Source organism: Pseudomonas paraeruginosa PA7 (genome assembly GCF_000017205.1).
In the GTDB taxonomy this organism is placed as follows: domain Bacteria; phylum Pseudomonadota; class Gammaproteobacteria; order Pseudomonadales; family Pseudomonadaceae; genus Pseudomonas; species Pseudomonas paraeruginosa.
Genome location: NC_009656.1, coordinates 5,183,917 through 5,199,062, shown reverse-complemented (window position 1 = coordinate 5,199,062; position 15,146 = coordinate 5,183,917). Strand labels below are relative to the sequence as shown.

Annotated in this window: 23 protein-coding genes; 3 read left to right on the top strand and 20 right to left on the bottom strand. The window is 61.6% G+C overall.

Annotated elements, in window-relative coordinates; translation table 11 throughout:
- Nucleotides 1-15: 15 nt before the first annotated feature.
- A complete protein-coding gene (locus tag PSPA7_RS24075) occupies nt 16-276 on the top strand; it encodes an ogr/Delta-like zinc finger family protein (RefSeq protein ID WP_023122741.1) in 261 nt (86 codons plus the stop codon).
- On the opposite strand, the gene PSPA7_RS32545 is transcribed toward PSPA7_RS24075, so the two are convergent.
- From PSPA7_RS32545 to PSPA7_RS24030, 10 genes are all read right to left on the bottom strand, one after another.
- Nucleotides 252-461, bottom strand: a complete 210-nt coding sequence (locus PSPA7_RS32545; protein WP_012074151.1) for a hypothetical protein — start codon at nt 459-461, stop codon at nt 252-254. The two genes, PSPA7_RS24075 and PSPA7_RS32545, sit on opposite strands and share 25 nt — an antisense overlap.
- Before the next feature lie 358 nt (nt 462-819).
- A complete protein-coding gene (locus PSPA7_RS24065) occupies nt 820-1,101 on the bottom strand; it encodes a hypothetical protein (RefSeq protein WP_012074152.1) in 282 nt (93 codons plus the stop codon).
- Complete coding sequence (locus PSPA7_RS31515; protein ID WP_012074153.1) at nt 1,098-1,328, bottom strand: hypothetical protein; 231 nt, start codon at nt 1,326-1,328, stop codon at nt 1,098-1,100. Before PSPA7_RS31515 ends, PSPA7_RS24065 begins: the two co-directional genes overlap by 4 nt.
- A complete protein-coding gene (locus PSPA7_RS24060; protein WP_012074154.1) occupies nt 1,325-1,540 on the bottom strand; it encodes a hypothetical protein in 216 nt (71 codons plus the stop codon). The genes PSPA7_RS31515 and PSPA7_RS24060 overlap by 4 nt, the downstream gene beginning before the upstream one ends.
- A complete protein-coding gene (locus PSPA7_RS32540) occupies nt 1,527-1,940 on the bottom strand; it encodes a hypothetical protein (protein WP_025297579.1) in 414 nt (137 codons plus the stop codon). Before PSPA7_RS32540 ends, PSPA7_RS24060 begins: the two co-directional genes overlap by 14 nt.
- A gap of 67 nt (nt 1,941-2,007) precedes the next feature.
- Nucleotides 2,008-2,364, bottom strand: a complete 357-nt coding sequence (locus tag PSPA7_RS24050) for a DUF7673 family protein (RefSeq protein WP_012074155.1) — start codon at nt 2,362-2,364, stop codon at nt 2,008-2,010.
- A 15-nt stretch (nt 2,365-2,379) separates the two neighbouring features.
- Nucleotides 2,380-2,781 carry a hypothetical protein gene (locus PSPA7_RS24045; RefSeq protein WP_012077220.1) on the bottom strand — a complete coding sequence of 134 codons (402 nt, stop codon included), beginning with the start codon at nt 2,779-2,781 and terminating at the stop codon, nt 2,380-2,382.
- A complete protein-coding gene (locus tag PSPA7_RS24040) occupies nt 2,753-2,953 on the bottom strand; it encodes a hypothetical protein (RefSeq protein WP_012074157.1) in 201 nt (66 codons plus the stop codon). The genes PSPA7_RS24045 and PSPA7_RS24040 overlap by 29 nt, the downstream gene beginning before the upstream one ends.
- A 430-nt stretch (nt 2,954-3,383) precedes the next feature.
- Nucleotides 3,384-6,077 (bottom strand): toprim domain-containing protein, encoded by a 2,694-nt coding sequence (locus PSPA7_RS24035; RefSeq protein ID WP_012077219.1) that lies wholly within the window; start codon nt 6,075-6,077, stop codon nt 3,384-3,386.
- Between the two features lie 10 nt (nt 6,078-6,087).
- A complete protein-coding gene (locus tag PSPA7_RS24030) occupies nt 6,088-6,318 on the bottom strand; it encodes a hypothetical protein (protein WP_012077218.1) in 231 nt (76 codons plus the stop codon).
- 94 nt (nt 6,319-6,412) lie between these two features.
- Between PSPA7_RS24030 and PSPA7_RS24025 the strand changes: the two genes are divergently transcribed.
- Both PSPA7_RS24025 and PSPA7_RS24020 read left to right on the top strand, forming a co-directional pair.
- Nucleotides 6,413-6,649: a helix-turn-helix domain-containing protein gene (locus PSPA7_RS24025; protein WP_012077217.1), complete on the top strand. Its 237-nt coding sequence runs from the start codon at nt 6,413-6,415 to the stop codon at nt 6,647-6,649.
- Between the two features lie 4 nt (nt 6,650-6,653).
- Entirely contained in the window at nt 6,654-7,769 is a 1,116-nt protein-coding gene (locus tag PSPA7_RS24020) for a phage integrase (RefSeq protein WP_012077216.1), read from the top strand.
- A gap of 30 nt (nt 7,770-7,799) precedes the next feature.
- Here the strand turns inward: PSPA7_RS24020 and PSPA7_RS24015 are convergent, their stop codons facing one another.
- The 10 genes from PSPA7_RS24015 to kdsD form a co-directional block, all read right to left on the bottom strand.
- Nucleotides 7,800-8,072, bottom strand: a complete 273-nt coding sequence (locus tag PSPA7_RS24015; RefSeq protein WP_003155102.1) for an HPr family phosphocarrier protein — start codon at nt 8,070-8,072, stop codon at nt 7,800-7,802.
- Nucleotides 8,073-8,101: 29 nt separating this feature from the next.
- On the bottom strand, nt 8,102-8,962 hold the full coding sequence (gene rapZ / locus PSPA7_RS24010) for an RNase adapter RapZ (protein WP_003155100.1): 861 nt from the start codon (nt 8,960-8,962) through the stop codon (nt 8,102-8,104).
- 1 nt (nt 8,963) lies between these two features.
- Nucleotides 8,964-9,428 (bottom strand): PTS IIA-like nitrogen regulatory protein PtsN, encoded by a 465-nt coding sequence (ptsN, locus tag PSPA7_RS24005; protein ID WP_003155098.1) that lies wholly within the window; start codon nt 9,426-9,428, stop codon nt 8,964-8,966.
- Nucleotides 9,429-9,441: 13 nt separating this feature from the next.
- A complete protein-coding gene (gene hpf, locus PSPA7_RS24000) occupies nt 9,442-9,750 on the bottom strand; it encodes a ribosome hibernation-promoting factor, HPF/YfiA family (RefSeq protein ID WP_003155096.1) in 309 nt (102 codons plus the stop codon).
- Between the two features lie 77 nt (nt 9,751-9,827).
- Complete coding sequence (locus tag PSPA7_RS23995; RefSeq protein WP_003155095.1) at nt 9,828-11,321, bottom strand: RNA polymerase factor sigma-54; 1,494 nt, start codon at nt 11,319-11,321, stop codon at nt 9,828-9,830.
- A gap of 226 nt (nt 11,322-11,547) precedes the next feature.
- On the bottom strand, nt 11,548-12,273 hold the full coding sequence (gene lptB / locus PSPA7_RS23990) for an LPS export ABC transporter ATP-binding protein (RefSeq protein ID WP_012077215.1): 726 nt from the start codon (nt 12,271-12,273) through the stop codon (nt 11,548-11,550).
- Entirely contained in the window at nt 12,273-12,800 is a 528-nt protein-coding gene (lptA, locus tag PSPA7_RS23985) for a lipopolysaccharide transport periplasmic protein LptA (RefSeq protein WP_012077214.1), read from the bottom strand. The genes lptB and lptA overlap by 1 nt, the downstream gene beginning before the upstream one ends.
- Complete coding sequence (gene lptC / locus PSPA7_RS23980; RefSeq protein WP_012077213.1) at nt 12,787-13,359, bottom strand: LPS export ABC transporter periplasmic protein LptC; 573 nt, start codon at nt 13,357-13,359, stop codon at nt 12,787-12,789. Before lptC ends, lptA begins: the two co-directional genes overlap by 14 nt.
- Before the next feature lie 8 nt (nt 13,360-13,367).
- Nucleotides 13,368-13,907 carry a KdsC family phosphatase gene (locus tag PSPA7_RS23975; RefSeq protein ID WP_012077212.1) on the bottom strand — a complete coding sequence of 180 codons (540 nt, stop codon included), beginning with the start codon at nt 13,905-13,907 and terminating at the stop codon, nt 13,368-13,370.
- Nucleotides 13,907-14,887, bottom strand: coding sequence for an arabinose-5-phosphate isomerase KdsD (kdsD, locus tag PSPA7_RS23970; RefSeq protein WP_170870649.1), 981 nt, complete (start codon nt 14,885-14,887; stop codon nt 13,907-13,909). Before kdsD ends, PSPA7_RS23975 begins: the two co-directional genes overlap by 1 nt.
- Between the last annotated feature and the right edge of the window lie 259 nt (nt 14,888-15,146).

The following is a 15,146-nucleotide window of genomic DNA, read 5'->3' as shown; positions in this document are numbered from 1 at the left end:
AACCATGGGGGCGAAATGCGAGTTTATTGCAAGGTGTGCGGAGAGAAGGCGCGGATTGCTACGCGAGAGGACATCACCCCGGAGTTCGCCAAACTCTATTGCCAGTGCCTGGACGCGAAGGGCTGCGGGCATAGGTTCGTCATGAACCTGTCTTTTTCGCATACCTTGGTTCCGGCGGCGGAGCCTCTGGACCGGCTGCTGTTTGACCGGCTCCGGGAGTTACCCCGCCACCTGCAGGTTGAGCTATTTAATCAGCTCGGGGCCTTGCGGTCCTGAACCAGGAGCGTGGACGCGGTATCGTTCATGCGTTGGTCTAGCCACTCCATGACGATCTGAGCGCCCAGCCGCTCTTCCACGCCTAACTGGCCATGGCAAACGGCAGCACCAATAAATTTCATGACATACCTACTATCGTCCAGGCCTTCGCGGATTGACGTTAGGTTGACTGTCTGAAATTCCATGAAAACAACTCCCTTACTGCGTGTTTTCCTAACTTTACTTTTATGAAAATTACATAGTCAAGTGTGAGGGAGATAAGCGGAAAAGTTAGAATTAATGTAGTATGTCTGATGATTTTTTCTTTAATATTTTCGCGTCAAGATTGGGGCTTTTATGGCGAATTTATTCGGTAATAGAGTGCCGTGAGGGCTGAAAGGTTCTAAGGGTTGGGGATGGTTTTTATTTTATGTTCGTGATTTTGGATTGCTATGTTTCATATTCTTGAGGTTAGCGGCTTCTGCTTATTTTGATCTCGAATACAACTATCACTATAGATAGGGGGTAATAGGAAAGGGCGCCGAGGCGCCCTTTTCTATTTGGCTACTGCTGTTCCCCCCATCCCTCTTGGTCGTCGAGTCCGTCAAAGCGCACAACGCCGAAGCGTCGAGCGCCGACAGGATCCTGCAGGCCCACCAGGAACTCGCCTTGCGGCAGGGGCACTTGGACCACGCCCAGGCCGGTAAAGTAGTTCAGGACGCCGGAGGCCTCGAAGATCACGAAGCTGGGCGGTAGGCCTAACTGGGCCTGGGCCTGGCGGTTACGCTCCGGGCTGACGTTGAATACCTGTCGCTCCTGGACGTGAACGGGGGCGCCGTTGCTCATGCTTTCTTCCTCCTGTGCTGGTCGCAGATCGCCGTCCTGGTGGTGACGAAACCGCCCCGGTCGCAGTGGTGGACGGCCAGTGTGGCCGCACCTGGACAAGCTGCTGCCGGGGCTTTCTCGGTGCGCAGGTAACAGCAGTTGCCGCACTCCGGGCGTTCGTTCACGTCCTGCCAGCGCAGCGCGTAGCGTTTCTGTTCTTCCAGAGTGCCGTGGCGGTCAGCTTTCATGCGGGACCACCCTCTGCCATCAGCTCGGAACGGCGCAACTGGGCGCGGGCATTGAGCCAGGCGCGGCAGTCCCCCGGGGTGCTGCTGCAGAAAACTGGTGGCCGCCCGGGCTTGGTGAATTTCAGGTGCAGCCGCTTGGTCTGCTGGACGGCGTAACCCATTGCCCTGGCCAGCTTGCACAGCTGGCGGATCTCGTCGTTACGAACGCGCATCTGCGACCTCCCGGACGTGCCGTCCGCCTTTGAACAGAGTGCGCCGGCCGCAACAGTAGGGATGCGGTGCATCCTTCGTGATTGGCACCAGGTGTGTCTGTCCGCAGTCGGGGCAAAGGTGGCAAAAGTGGGTGAACTCGCCGGGCACCAGCTCGATTGTCTGGAAGATCCAGCGCTGGTCCAGATGCTCCCGCAGTTCCAAGGTCTTGGGGTCCATGCCCAGTTTCTCGGTCAGTCGCTCGGCGGCCCGGTAGGCGTTTTCGGTGCAACTGGCTGTCTGCTTATGGCCCTTCGCCCGGGCAACATAGGTGCCGGTCGAGAAGCGAACGCTGATGGTGAGCGTATCGGGCCGTGGGGTGGTAGTCTCAGCGGCGCCGCCGCCTTGGGTTGCTACTGTCACTGGTGTGTCCTCGGTTGGTGGTCGGCGTCGGGGAGCGGCAACTCCTCGACGCCTCTTCTTCATGCCGTCAGGCGTTCGGTTTGCGGGGCGCCCACATGCTGCTCAGCAGAGCCCAGACCAGGCGGCCGTCCGCGTCCTTTTCCACGCGCTGGCGGACGTTAAGCCGGCCTGCATGATCGACGGCGAGGATCTGCAGGCAGGCATCCAGTTGCACATGCTCCAGGCGGCGCAGATCGTTCAGGTTGAAGGGGTGTCCGGCTCCGTCGTCCAAAGCGAGCAGGAAGCGTCCGATCACGCTGCCCTTTTCGGTGTGACACAAGGCCGCTGGTACCAACTGTTTCAGCGCGGCGGTGGTGGCTCTCTCGATTAGAGCTGTCACCAGTACGGCTTCCAGGGTCTGGCGTGGCGTCTGTTCGTTCTGCATAGTGCTTCTCCTATCTCAGTTGCTTGGGGTTTCGCGGTGGTGGGCCAGCAGGCCGACCACCACCTGGAACACTTCATTTCCGAGTCTGCAGGCGGCCAGTTGGCCGAACTCCAGACCCACTTCCTGACTGAGCCATGCCGACCGCTTGAAGCCGGCCAGGCTGAGCATGGTCAGCAGCAGTACCTGGCGGGACGTGTCCAAGGTCCGAAAGGCCTTGAGCAGTTGCGGTAGGTGCGCGTCCTCGATCACGGGTATTTCCCAATGCCTCGCCGGTGGTAGTTGCAGCAGCGGCAGGCCCAGCAACCTGGCGCCACGCCGCCAGCAGTGCAGAAAGTCCTGGTGCGCGGTGGTGCTTGCCAGGTCGAACGGACCGCAGACGCGGGCCAATTCATGGGTGAGCGGTTGGCTTGCGTTCATTCCTGCGGATCTCCTTCTGTTGCTCGTTCAGTCGCTTGCGCATGTCTTCGCGGTATTCCTCCGAGTGCTTCGGATCGGCCAGCCATTCGGTGATCTCTTCGCGCCTCCAATGGCGCAGAACGTGGCGGGCCAGGCAGTCGCGGCGGTATGCGATATCGGCGGGCAGGCTCATGCGATCCCCCGTAAGAAGGTCTGCGGCGCGTACTCCCCCGGAACGTCTGGAAGGAGTGGAAGGCCGTGGCGGCGGCACCTCTGGAACCCGCGTGGTTGCTGGGCTGATTTTTTTGGGGCTCCTTCCACCTGGGGTGGAAGGTGGTGGAAGGTTGTTGCATGCCGGTAGGGCTGTAGGCCACGCGGCTCTAGGCCTCCAGCCGACTCTGCCGAAAAGCCCGAAAGTGGAAGGTTGATGGAAGGTAGTGGAAGGAAAAACCTTCCAGGGCCTTCCGCTGGTACGCGGCTTGCTTTATCGGTGTAACTGACTGTATTCATTGAACTATTCCTATTCCTTCCAGATATTCCAGATATTCAGGGTGAGTACACAGAAAGCCTTTCCACTCACCCACGAACCCATCCCGGAAACTCTCCAGGCCACGGAAGACTGGCTATCCAGCCCTTTTGAAGATCCAGCAGTTGATGGAGCGCTGTTCCAGGCGGGAATGGCACTTGCGAGTCTCGATGAAGGTGTGCGTGCGGCTTTGCCTCAGGTAGCGTTGGAGCAGGGCCGTAGGCAGCACCTCCTGGCCGGCAGCGCGGCAAGCCTGCTGGAAGTGGTTCAGGTTGACGGCGATCAATCCCTTTTCCGTGCTGTGGTTCAGCGTCTCGCGGATCTCGTGGTGGGTTTCGCCATCGCTGTCCGTCACGGTGACGGTCTGCTCGTTGAGGTAGTGGTAGATCTGCCAGAACTGGGCGGCGGTCTTGTTCTCTGCAGTGCAGCTCTGTTGCCGATCTAGGGCGCGGGCCTCCAGATGGCGTGCCAGGGATTCCAGATCACGATCGGTCCAGGCCGGGAACAGCGATTGGGTGGCCTTGGCCGCCGCCATGACCTGGGCGTGGCAAAGCACGATCCGGCTGTGACTGACGCCGCTCTGGGTCATGAACCGCTGTTCGTAGTGAGGGAAGGCCTCGAAATAGCGCTGCAGCCAGGCGTTCTCTTGGCACAGAACAGCGCGCAGGTAGCCCGCCAGTTGCTCGACCGGGATAGCTTTCAGGCGGTCGGCCAGAGGCTTGAGGTCGGGGCTATGGTGGTCCAGCGTCATGTGCAAATAGACGATCCTGGTCAGGATCGCTTCCGAGCCGTCTACCATGGTGTTCTGTGAGATACAGACCGCCCCCCGGAAAATCAGCGCCTCCGTATCGCTGTTGCCCGACTTCACGCCGGTGACGCGCAGCTTGGCGTTATGGTCGAACAGCGGTTTGATTTCATCCCAGCTGTATTGCTCAGTCAGGGTGCGCCCCATGGCGTCGGTCTTTTCCCGGTCGGACTCTAGGAGCACCACGGGCATGTTAGAGACGGCAGACATGGCGCGGAGTAGACCGATGCCGGATGCGCCGTTGCCGCTGGGCTTGATGCCTTCCTCGTCCTTGCGGCCGATCAAGCGCCAGAGGAACCGAAGCAAGGTGGTCTTACCGGACCCGGCGACGCCGGTCAGTTCCAGGAAAGGCCAGGAGGACTGCGCGCTGCGGATCTGCTGGGCAAACAGGGTACCGGTCCACCAGGAGAGCGCCGCCAGGCCGTTGAGGCTGAACACTGCGCGGAAGTCTGCGAACCAGGACGGGTCGAAGGCCTCGCCCTGGAAGACGGGGTAGCTACGCGCCGAGGTCTTCAAACCGTCGCCGCCAATGTCCAGAAAGCCATGGTCGTTGGTCATGATTTCCTTGCCTTTGTGGAAGCCGAAGGAGGGGTAGCAATAGGCGCCAGTGGCTTCGTCGTAGCCAATGAAGGGCAACGTGCGAACGGTGCTGGGGTTGCGTAGCCACTCGCTTTTGAGCATGGCCAGCACCCGTTCGCCGCCTTCGAACATGCCGCCTGGGGTGCGCTCCAGTAGGGCTTTCGTGAAGCCTCGCGGCTCGGTTATCGCGCTCGGCGGCAGCGGCTCTTTGCAGTTCAGGCGGGAGTTCGGGAAGTCGAACTGGAAGAAGTAGCGCTGCTCGCCGGTGATCGCATCGCGCTCGATGTATTCGAAGCGCGGGACACAGTTGGCCACCTGGCTGATGGTTGTGTGTTTGGCGAACTCGGGCTGGTGTCCGTCCACGTCGTCGCCATCCAGATCTTTCTGCAACTCGGTGAGGTTCACCCGGGCCGAGTACAGGCAGTTGTCGAACTCGACCAGGAAGAACGGGCGCGGTCGCTTGATGTACAGCAGATAAGCCTTCTTCATCGGCGACGTGGCGCAGAACAGCCGGCCCCGGTAGCACGCTTCCTGCAGGAATGCGTCGTCCAGCTGGCCGTCGCGGTACACGTCGTCCCAGTCGCGCTTCTTCCCGTCGGCCCGCTGCCCGGCTAGGGCTACCCAGCCGATTTCCCCTCGCTTGCGGATCCCTGCCAGGTACTTAGGAATCACTGCATGGGCAGCTGGGTCATCATCCAGGGCGATGATCCAGGTAATGAGTTTCCCTTTGTTCTCTTCGAGGATTCGCCACGGGAAGTTGTTGGCCGAGATCGAGGCGATCACCTTATAGCCGGCGAGCCACAGCGCGATGGCATGGAAGATCCCTTCCACGATGTACACCCGGTCGTTCTTCTCGTAGGTCTGGCCAGTTGGCTCCCAGCCATCGCCCTTGTACGTCATGCCTTTGCGGATCCCGGCCTTGTCGCCTTCGTTCGCGGCCACGGCGCGGGCGTCGATGATCCGTTCCCAATAGCCGTTGCAGAGCGGGAAACGCACTGTGTCCGCCCAGGATCCGTTCGCCATCGGCCGGCGGCCCTGGGTGTACCAGCCCGCGATCTTGGAAATGTCGAAGCCGCGGCTGCGCTGCAGGTAGGCGTCGGCGGTGGCGTTGGGGTTCTCCGGCGTCGAAGGGAAGCGCTCGCTCAGATTCTCGAAGAGGTGGCGGTAGCGTTCGCGGGTTTTCTCTTCGTAACCACACTGGTTCAACCGGTTGCATTTCAACTGGTAGGGCTTGCTCTTGCTGATGTACAGCGAGCGCTTGCCGCAGCCCGGACATTCCCCTTTGTTCAGGTACTCGTCCGAGGCTTCGTGCGGTTTGAAGTCCAGTTCTCTGTCGTTCTCCAGGGCCGGGATCACGTCCTGGCGGTAGATATCTTCGAACTGCTCTTGGGTGCTACGTACGGTCATTGCCGGCCCCTTACTGCTTACCGGCCTGACTATTCTCACCACGCACCCGTTGAGCCTGTTCTGCTGCCTCCATGGCCATATGCACCATGTTGATGAGGACGGCCGATTTCGAACCTGCTTCCTTTGGCCGGATGATGTAGTTGCCGCGTTTGATTTCGCGCTCAACGGCGCTGGTGGACTGCCCGGAACGGCGGACAAACTCAGCGACGGTCACATATGGCGTGTCGATGGTGATCTTCATTCTGATAACCTCTTTGGCGTTTATTGGGGATCAAAGTACCTATATAGGGACGTATCCTGGTCCCTATATAGGATCCATGTCAAGAGGGGTAGGAATGGACTTCGCCACGAAGCTGAAAGCAATGCGGGCACAAGAGCGGGTGACACAGGTTGAATTTGCTGCGCTGACAGGGATCAGCATCAGCACGGTGAAGAAATACGAAGGGGCCTCCTTCGAAATGGGGTATGGCGCGCTTACCAAGGTCTTGGGTCACGAGCGTTTCAAGAAGTACACGCTCTGGCTGATGATCGGAGAAACGGCCCCTGAGTGCGGGCAGGTAGCCCCGGAATAGCGTTGTGTCGATCAAGAAGCTGGATAATGGGGAATGGCTGGTGGACTGCCGTCCGGATGGTCGTGACGGTCCACGAATTCGTCGCAAGGTGAAGTCAAAGAACGAAGCCATGCACCTGGAGCGTCGAATCATGGGCGACGGCTCCAAGGGCGAGTTTGAGAAGAAGCCGAAACGCGACGAACGCCGCCTGAGTGAACTGGTGGGGCTGTGGTTCACCATGCACGGCAACACCTTAAAGCAAGGCGACAAGCGACGCCGGGAAATGCTGACCACTGTGGCGCGGATCGGCGACCCCATGGTTTGCACCTTCACCGCCGAGATGTTTGCCGACTACCGTGCTGCCCGGATTGCAGGGAAGTGGGGGCGGCTCAAAACTGGGTCAGGCAAGAAGAAAGGGCAGGCGGCCAAGCCTGTAGGTGCCAAGACGTTGAACCACGAACTGGTGCACCTGCGGGCCATGTTCAATGAGCTGGAGCGTCTGGAGAAGTGGACAGGTGAGAACCCGTTGGCGAAGGTTCGAGCGCTCAAGCAGGACGAGACGGAAATGGGCTACCTGAGTCGGGAACAGATCCCGCTTTTGCTGGCCAAGCTGGATCAACACCCGTCCACGGTTGGCATGGTTGCCCGGGTCTGCTTAGCCACTGGTGCCAGGTGGTCCGAAGCAATGAATCTGACACCTCTGCAGGTGCGGGATGGTCGAATCCACTTCGTCCGCACGAAGTCGGCAAGAAACCGCGCAGTGCCGATTTCTGCCGAGCTGCAGAAGTCGCTTGAGGGGGCGCTCCCCTGGAGATCGTCCTACTCGGCGACTTACAAGGCGTTCGAGCTGGCGGTGGCCGAACTGGATCTGCAACTGCCGAAAGGGCAACTGACCCATGTGCTGCGCCATACCTTCGCAAGTCATTACATGATGAACGGTGGTGACATCCTGACCCTGCAGCGCGTGCTGGGCCACGCGACTCTCCAGATGACGATGCGCTATGCACATTTCAGCCCCGGACACTTGGCCGAAGTCGTCAACCTGAACCCATTGGCTCAGGGGTGTGGACGTTTCGTGGACGCTGAAAAGGAATGCGAATCTGGTGTGGACGCACAGGGTCAGGCTGTAGCCCAGGTGTGAAGCGGCTTTAAGGACGGAAGGTGAGGGCGTTCACTCGCCCTCGTCAAACCTGTTGTTGATCAGTTCGACCAGTGCGTTCAGCGCTTCGTCCTCCTGCTCACCCTCGGTATGCAGGTGCAGGCTGGTGCCCTTGCCGGCGGCCAGCATCATCACGGCCATGATGCTCTTGCCGTCGACACAGCTGTCCGCCTGGCGGCCGACGCGGACCTGGCAGGGATAGCGTCCCGCGACGCCGACGAACTTGGCCGCGGCGCGGGCATGCAGGCCGAGCTTGTTGATGATGGTGATCTCTAGGGCGGGCATCGTGGGGAGTCTGTCCTTCTTGTTATGGGCTAGCTGTTGAGATCGCGGTGGCGGATCTGCACGTTCTTCAGGGATTCCCTGAGTGCAGCGCCAATCCGTTCGGCGAGGTAGACCGAGCGATGGTGGCCGCCGGTACAGCCGATCGCAACTGTCACATATGAGCGGTTACTGGCGGCGAAGCGCGGCAGCCATTTGTTCAGGTAGCCGACGATATCCTGGTACATCTCCTCGACGTCCGGCTGGGCGGCCAGGTACTCCCTGACTTCCGGCTCCAGCCCCGAATGGTCGCGCAGCTCGGGCTTCCAGTAGGGGTTCGGCAGGCAGCGCACGTCGAACACCAGGTCGGCGTCGACCGGCATGCCGCGCTTGAAGCCGAAGGACTCGACGAGGAACGCTGTTCCCGGCTCCGGCTTGTTCAGCAGGCGCAGCTTGATGGTGTCGCGCAGCTGGTAGAGGTTGAGGCTGGTGGTGTCCAGCTTCAGGTCGGCGAGGTCGGCGATCGGTCCGAGCAACTGGCTCTCGTCGCCGATGGCTTCGGCCAGCGAACGGGTATCGGTGGTCAGGGGGTGGCGTCGACGGGTTTCCGAGAAACGCTTGAGCAGCGTTTCGTCGTCGGCGTCGAGGTACAGCACGTCGCAGTTGATATGGTTGTCGCGCACTTCCTGCAGCAGCTCGGGGAAGCGTTGCAACTGGCTGGGCAGGTTGCGTGCGTCGATCGATACCGCGACCTGCGGGTGCAGCAGCTCGGTGTGCAGCAGCGCGCGTTGCGCCAGGTCGGGAAGCAGGCTGGCGGGCAGGTTGTCGATGCAATAGAAGCCGTTGTCTTCGAGGACGTTCAGGGCGGTGCTCTTGCCCGACCCCGAGCGGCCACTGACGATGATCAGGCGCATGTCATTGCCCGTTCTGTACGTCTACCACGATCTGATAAAGCGCTTCGGCACTGGGAGCGCTGCGCAGGCGCTCGCGTACGTCGGCACGGTCGAGCATGGCGGCGATCTGCCGGAGCAGTTCGAGGTGTTCTTCGGTCGCGGCCTCCGGTACCAGGAGGACGAAGACCAGGTCGACCGGCGCACCGTCCAGCGCGTCGAAGTCCACCGGGGCATCCAGATGCAGCACGGCGCTGATCGGGCTCTGGCAGCCGGCCAGGCGGCAGTGTGGAATGGCGATGCCATTGCCGAAGCCGGTGGAGCCGAGCTTTTCCCGGGCCACCAGGTTTTCGAAGATGTCCTGGGCGTCGAATTCCGGCAGCTCCCTGGCTACCAGGTTGGCGATTTGTTCGAGGACGCGTTTCTTGCTGCCACCCGGCACGTTCACGAGGGAACGGCCGGGGGTCAGGATTTGCTCAAGTCGGATCATAGGGGAGGGGAGATCAGCGGGCGCCTACGCCTTGCTGCCGTTCGAGGTACTTCTCTTTGTGTTTGATCAGTTGACGGTCGAGTTTGTCGATCAGCAGGTCGATGGCCGCGTACATGTCCTCATGTTCCGCATTGGCCACGATCTCGCCACCGGCGACGCGCAGGGTGGCTTCGATCTTCTGCTTCAGTTTCTCGACCTCCATGATCACCTGCACATTGGTGATCTTGTCGAAATGGCGCTCCAGACGGCTCAGTTTCTCGCCGACATAGTCGCGCAGGGCGTCGGTCACATCCAGTTGATGGCCACTGATGTTGACTTGCATACCGCGTTCTCCTTGTTGCCCGTGTGTAAGTGGCAGGTTAGCAACCTGCCTCCGGAACACCTTGGCGTGGATCAACGTCACACCAGTCGCTTGCGCTCGCTCGAAGGGGCTATGCCCAGGGATTCGCGGTACTTGGCGACGGTGCGGCGAGCCACTTGAATGCCCTGTGCCTCCAGTAAACCAGCGATCTTGCTGTCGCTCAATGGCTTTTTCGCATTTTCCGCGGCCACCAGTTTCTTGATGATCGCGCGGATCGCGGTGGACGAGCATTCCCCGCCTTCGGCGGTACTGACGTGACTTGAAAAGAAATATTTCAGCTCGAAAATACCGCGCGGCGTATGCATATATTTCTGCGTGGTGACCCGCGAAATGGTCGACTCGTGCATACCCACCGCTTCGGCGATGTCGTGCAGGACCAGCGGCTTCATGGCTTCCTCGCCGTAGTCGAGGAAGCCACGCTGGTGTTCGACGATCTGCGTCGCCACCTTCATCAGCGTCTCGTTGCGGCTCTGCAGGCTCTTGATGAACCAGCGCGCTTCCTGCAACTGGTTGCGCATGAAGGTATTGTCGGCACTGCTGTCGGCACGGCGGACCATGCCGGCATAGGTGGCGTTGACACGCAGGCGTGGCATCGCCTCCTGGTTCAGTTCCACCAGCCAGCGCTCGTTGTCCTTGCGCACGATGACGTCCGGGACGATGTATTCGGCCTCGCTCGACTCGATCTGCGAGCCGGGCCGTGGATGCAGGCACTGGATCAGCTCGATGACCAGGCGCAACTCGTCTTCCTTGAGCTTCATGCGCCGCATCAACTGGCCGTAGTCGCGGCCGCCGAGCAGGTCGAGGTAGTCGGAAACCAGGCGCAGGGCTTCGTCCAGCCAGGGCGTGGCGGGTGGCAGCTGGCGCAGTTGCAGCAACAGGCACTCGCGCAGGTTGCGAGCGCCGATGCCGGCGGGCTCCAGCTGCTGGATGCGGCGCAGCACGACTTCGACTTCGTCGAGCTCGACGTCCAGCTCCGGATCGAGGGCGGCGAGGATCTCCTCGAGGGACTCCTCCAGATAGCCGTCATTGTTGATGCTGTCGATGATGGTCACCGCGATCATGCGGTCGGTGTCCGACATCGGCGCCAGGTTCACCTGCCAGAGCAGGTGGCTGTGCAGGCTCTCGCCGTTGCTGGTGCGCGCGGTGAAGTCCCATTCGTCGTCGTCGCTGCTGGGCAGGCTGCTGGCGCTGGTCTGGTAGATGTCCTCCCAGGCGGTATCCACCGGCAGTTCGCTGGGGATGCGCTCGCTCCACTGGTCGTCGTCGAGGCTTTCTACGCTGGGTGTGGTGCTTTCCTGGAGGGCGCTCTCCTGCGGCGCGCTGGTTGCCTGTTCGGCGCCATCGGCGAGCGGGTCGCTGCCGTCGAAATCGTCGCCGTCTTCCTGGCGTTCGAGCATGGGATTGGATTCCAGCGCTTCCTGGATTTCCTGCTGGAGGTCCAGGGTGGAGAGCTGGAGGAGGCGTATGGCCTGTTGCAGCTGAGGCGTCATCGTCAGCTGCTGGCCCATCTTGAGGACTAGCGATGGTTTCATGGCTGAGGGCTTAGTACCTTATTCGCTGGTACCGGATGGCACCATCCACTACTACGGGTGCCGAGGTGGCGGCACCGCCAGGAAGCAAATTATATGCCTGAATTTTCGTACTTTGCCTAGGGTTGCTCCGAATAAATCATCCGCCCGTGGCGACACCTCTGCCCGTAAAAACCGGGGACGTGCGAAACCGCTCCGGCAGGGCCGGAGGGCACGGTAGGAGATTTCTTCAGAGGCGGAACTCGTGCCCCAGGTAGACTTCCTTGACCAGGTCGTTGGCGAGGATGCTCTCGGCATCGCCTTCCGCGATCAACTGCCCATCATTGACGATATACGCCGTTTCGCAGATGTCCAGGGTCTCGCGGACGTTGTGGTCGGTGATGAGGATGCCGATACCCTTTGCCTTCAGGTGATGGATGATCTGCTTGATGTCGCCGACCGATATCGGGTCCACGCCGGCGAAGGGTTCGTCGAGGAGGATGAACTTCGGCGCGCTGGCCAGGGCCCGGGCGATTTCCACCCGGCGTCGCTCGCCGCCGGACAGGCTCATGCCGAGGTTGTCGCGGATATGGTGGATGTGGAACTCCTGCAGCAAGCCTTCCAGGGCGTCCTTGCGTCCGTTGCGATCGAGGTCGCTGCGGGTCTCGAGGATCGCCATGATGTTGTCGGACACCGACAGCTTGCGGAAGATCGAGGCCTCCTGCGGCAGGTAGCCGATACCGGCGCGCGCCCGCCCGTGCATCGGCAGGTGGGTGACGTTCTGCTCGTCGATGCGGACCACGCCCTGGTCGGCCTGCACCAGGCCGACGATCATGTAGAAGCAGGTGGTCTTGCCGGCACCGTTCGGGCCGAGGAGGCCGACGATCTGCCCGCTATCGATGGACATGCTGACGTCGCGGACGACTTGCCGGCCTTTATAGCTTTTGGCCAGGTGCTGGGCTTTGAGCGTTGCCATTACTGGGCCTTTTTCTTCGGCTGGATGACCATGTCGATGCGCGGGCGCGGACTGGTCACCTGGGAACCGGTGGCGCGGCCGGCGTTGACGATCTGGCGCTGGGTGTCGTAGACGATCTTCTCGCCTTCGAAGGTGTTGCCTTCCTGGATCACCTTGGCCTGGTCGATCAGCACGACCCGGTTCTGCGTGACGAAGTACTGGATGGTCAGGCCGTAGGCCTTGGTCACGTCCTTGTCAGGCGCGGGCTTCTGCTCGTAGTAGGCGGGCCTGCCGACCGAGGTCACCACCTCGACGTCGCCGTTCTTGTCCCGTTTCAGGGTCACGGTGTTGCCGGTCAGCCTGGTGCTGCCCTGGGTCACCACGACATCGCCGCGGTAGACCGCGACGCCTTGCTTGTCATCCAGTTCGGCGCTGTCGGCCTGGACGCGGATCGGTTGCTCGCGATCCGAGGGCAGGGCCCATGCCAGGGAACTGCCGAGGACGGCAGTCAGACCGAATACAAGGGGGAGGGTGTTAACGAACCTCATGCTGACCTCTTACGTTGGACAGCAGGTGCATCCGGCTGTCTTTCAGATACGCTTTCATTCCAACAGCCGTCGTCACTCCATTGGCCGCGTCGATTTTAACGGCTTGCTCGGTCTGTGCATAATTCTTGTCGGGGAATACGGTCAGCCGGGTGGTGGTGAGGATGCTTGGCTGGCCCTTGGCATCGGTGCGCGCGACGCGCACGTCGTCGATCAGTTCGACTTCCTTGCCCTTTGGCCCGACTTCGGCGCGGGCGCTCTGGATATGCCAGGGCTGCACGTTGCCGCGGAACAGCAGCAGATCGGGGGTGGTGACGAAGGTGATGTCGGTGGCCTTCTGGTGTTCCAGCTTCACCGCCGTCATCTCGTAGTCGAGGCTGCCGTTCTCCTGGTATTGCAGGCTGTGGGCCTTCTCGGCGTAGTAGTCGATGGTGTTGTCCTGGCCGGGCCGGGCCGGCTGTTCGTTGAACAGTTCAAGTCCGACGTTCCAGTAATAGCCCGCGACGATCAACAGCAGGGCGATCAGGGCGAGCAGCAGTTTCTGTTGCAGTGTTTTCGGCATGGTCGGCTCTACAGGTAGGCGCTCTGGGCGGCTTCGAGCGTGCCCTGGGCGCGCATGATCAGTTCGCAGAACTCCCGGGCCGCGCCTTCCCCGCCGCGGGTCGCGGTGACTCCGTGGGCGTGCTGGCGGACGAACGGGTCGGCGCTGGCCACCGCCATGCCGAGGCCGACGCGGCGGATAACCGGCAGGTCGGGCAGGTCGTCGCCCAGGTAGGCGACCTGCTCATAGCCTAGCCCGAGTTCGCCGAGCAGTTCATCGAGCACCGCGAGCTTGTCTTCCCGGCCCTGGTAGAGATGCTGGATGCCCAGGTTGCGCGCGCGGCGCTCGACCACCGGGGTGTCGCGGCCGGTGATGATGGCGGTGCGCACGCCGGAGGCGATCAGCATCTTGATGCCGTGGCCGTCGAGGGTGTTGAAGGTCTTGAACTCGCTGCCGTCGACGAGGAAATACAGCTTGCCGTCGGTCAGCACGCCATCGACGTCGAAAATCGCCAGGCGCACCTGGCGGGCCCGGGCCGAGAGTTCCATGGCCGAGTGGGTATCGCTCATTACATCACTCCTGCGCGCAACAGGTCGTGCATGTTCAGGGCTCCGACCGGACGGTCGTCCGCGTCGACCACCACCAGTGCGCCGATCTTGTTGTCTTCCATGATCTTCAGGGCTTCCGCGGCGAGGATCTCGGCGCGGACGGTCTTGCCGTGGACGGTCATCACCTGGTCGATGGTGACCTGGCGCACGTCGACGCCCCGGTCCAGCGCGCGGCGCAGGTCGCCATCGGTGAAGATGCCGGCGAGCTTGCCGTGTTCGTCGAGCACCACGGTCATGCCCAGGCCCTTGCGGGTCATCTCCATCAGCGCGCCGGTCAGCGAAGTGCCGAGCAATACCTGTGGCAGTTCTTCGCCGACGTGCATGACGTTTTCCACCTTCAGCAGCAGGCGCCGGCCCAGCGCACCTCCCGGATGGGAAAAGGCGAAGTCCTCGGCGGTGAAGCCGCGGGCCTCGAGCAGGGCAATCGCCAGGGCGTCGCCGAGCACCAGGGAGACGGTGGTGGAAGAGGTCGGAGCCAGGTTCAGCGGGCAGGCTTCCTGGCCGACGCTGGCGTCCAGGTTGACCTCCGCGGCCTTGGCCAGCGGCGATTCGGGGTTGCCGGTCATGCTGATCAGGGTGATGCCCAGGCGCTTGATCAGCGGCAGCAGGGTGACGATTTCCGCGGTGGAGCCCGAATTGGACAGGGCGAGGACCACGTCGTCCTCGGTGATCATGCCCATGTCGCCATGGCTGGCTTCGGCCGGATGCACGAAGAAGGACGGGGTGCCGGTGCTGGCCAGGGTCGCGGCGATCTTCTTGCCGATGTGGCCGGACTTGCCCATGCCGACCACGACGACCCGGCCCTTGCCGGCCAGCAGCAGTTCGCAGGCCCTGACGAAATCGTCGCCAATCCGCGCCAGCAGGCTGTCTACCGCGTCGCGCTCGAGGCCGATGGTGCGCTGGGCGGAATGGATGAAATCGAGGTTCTGGCTCATGTTCAACGAATGTGGCGCCTGGATGAAAGGCGGGATTATAACGGGAAAGCGTGCCCGGCTTACACCAACCGTGCAGCGAACCCGGTCGGCGGCGCGCGAACGATGGCGCGGCGGCTGTAACGCGCTGTTACGCCGTGGTCATCCGCCCTCCGCGCTATGACTGCGCAAATGTCGATATATTCGACCACGGTGTGATTTTTTTCTGTCCGCGCTGAACCTGAAGTGTGCGATATGTCCTAAAAGGCTTGGAGATCGCTCCGAACAA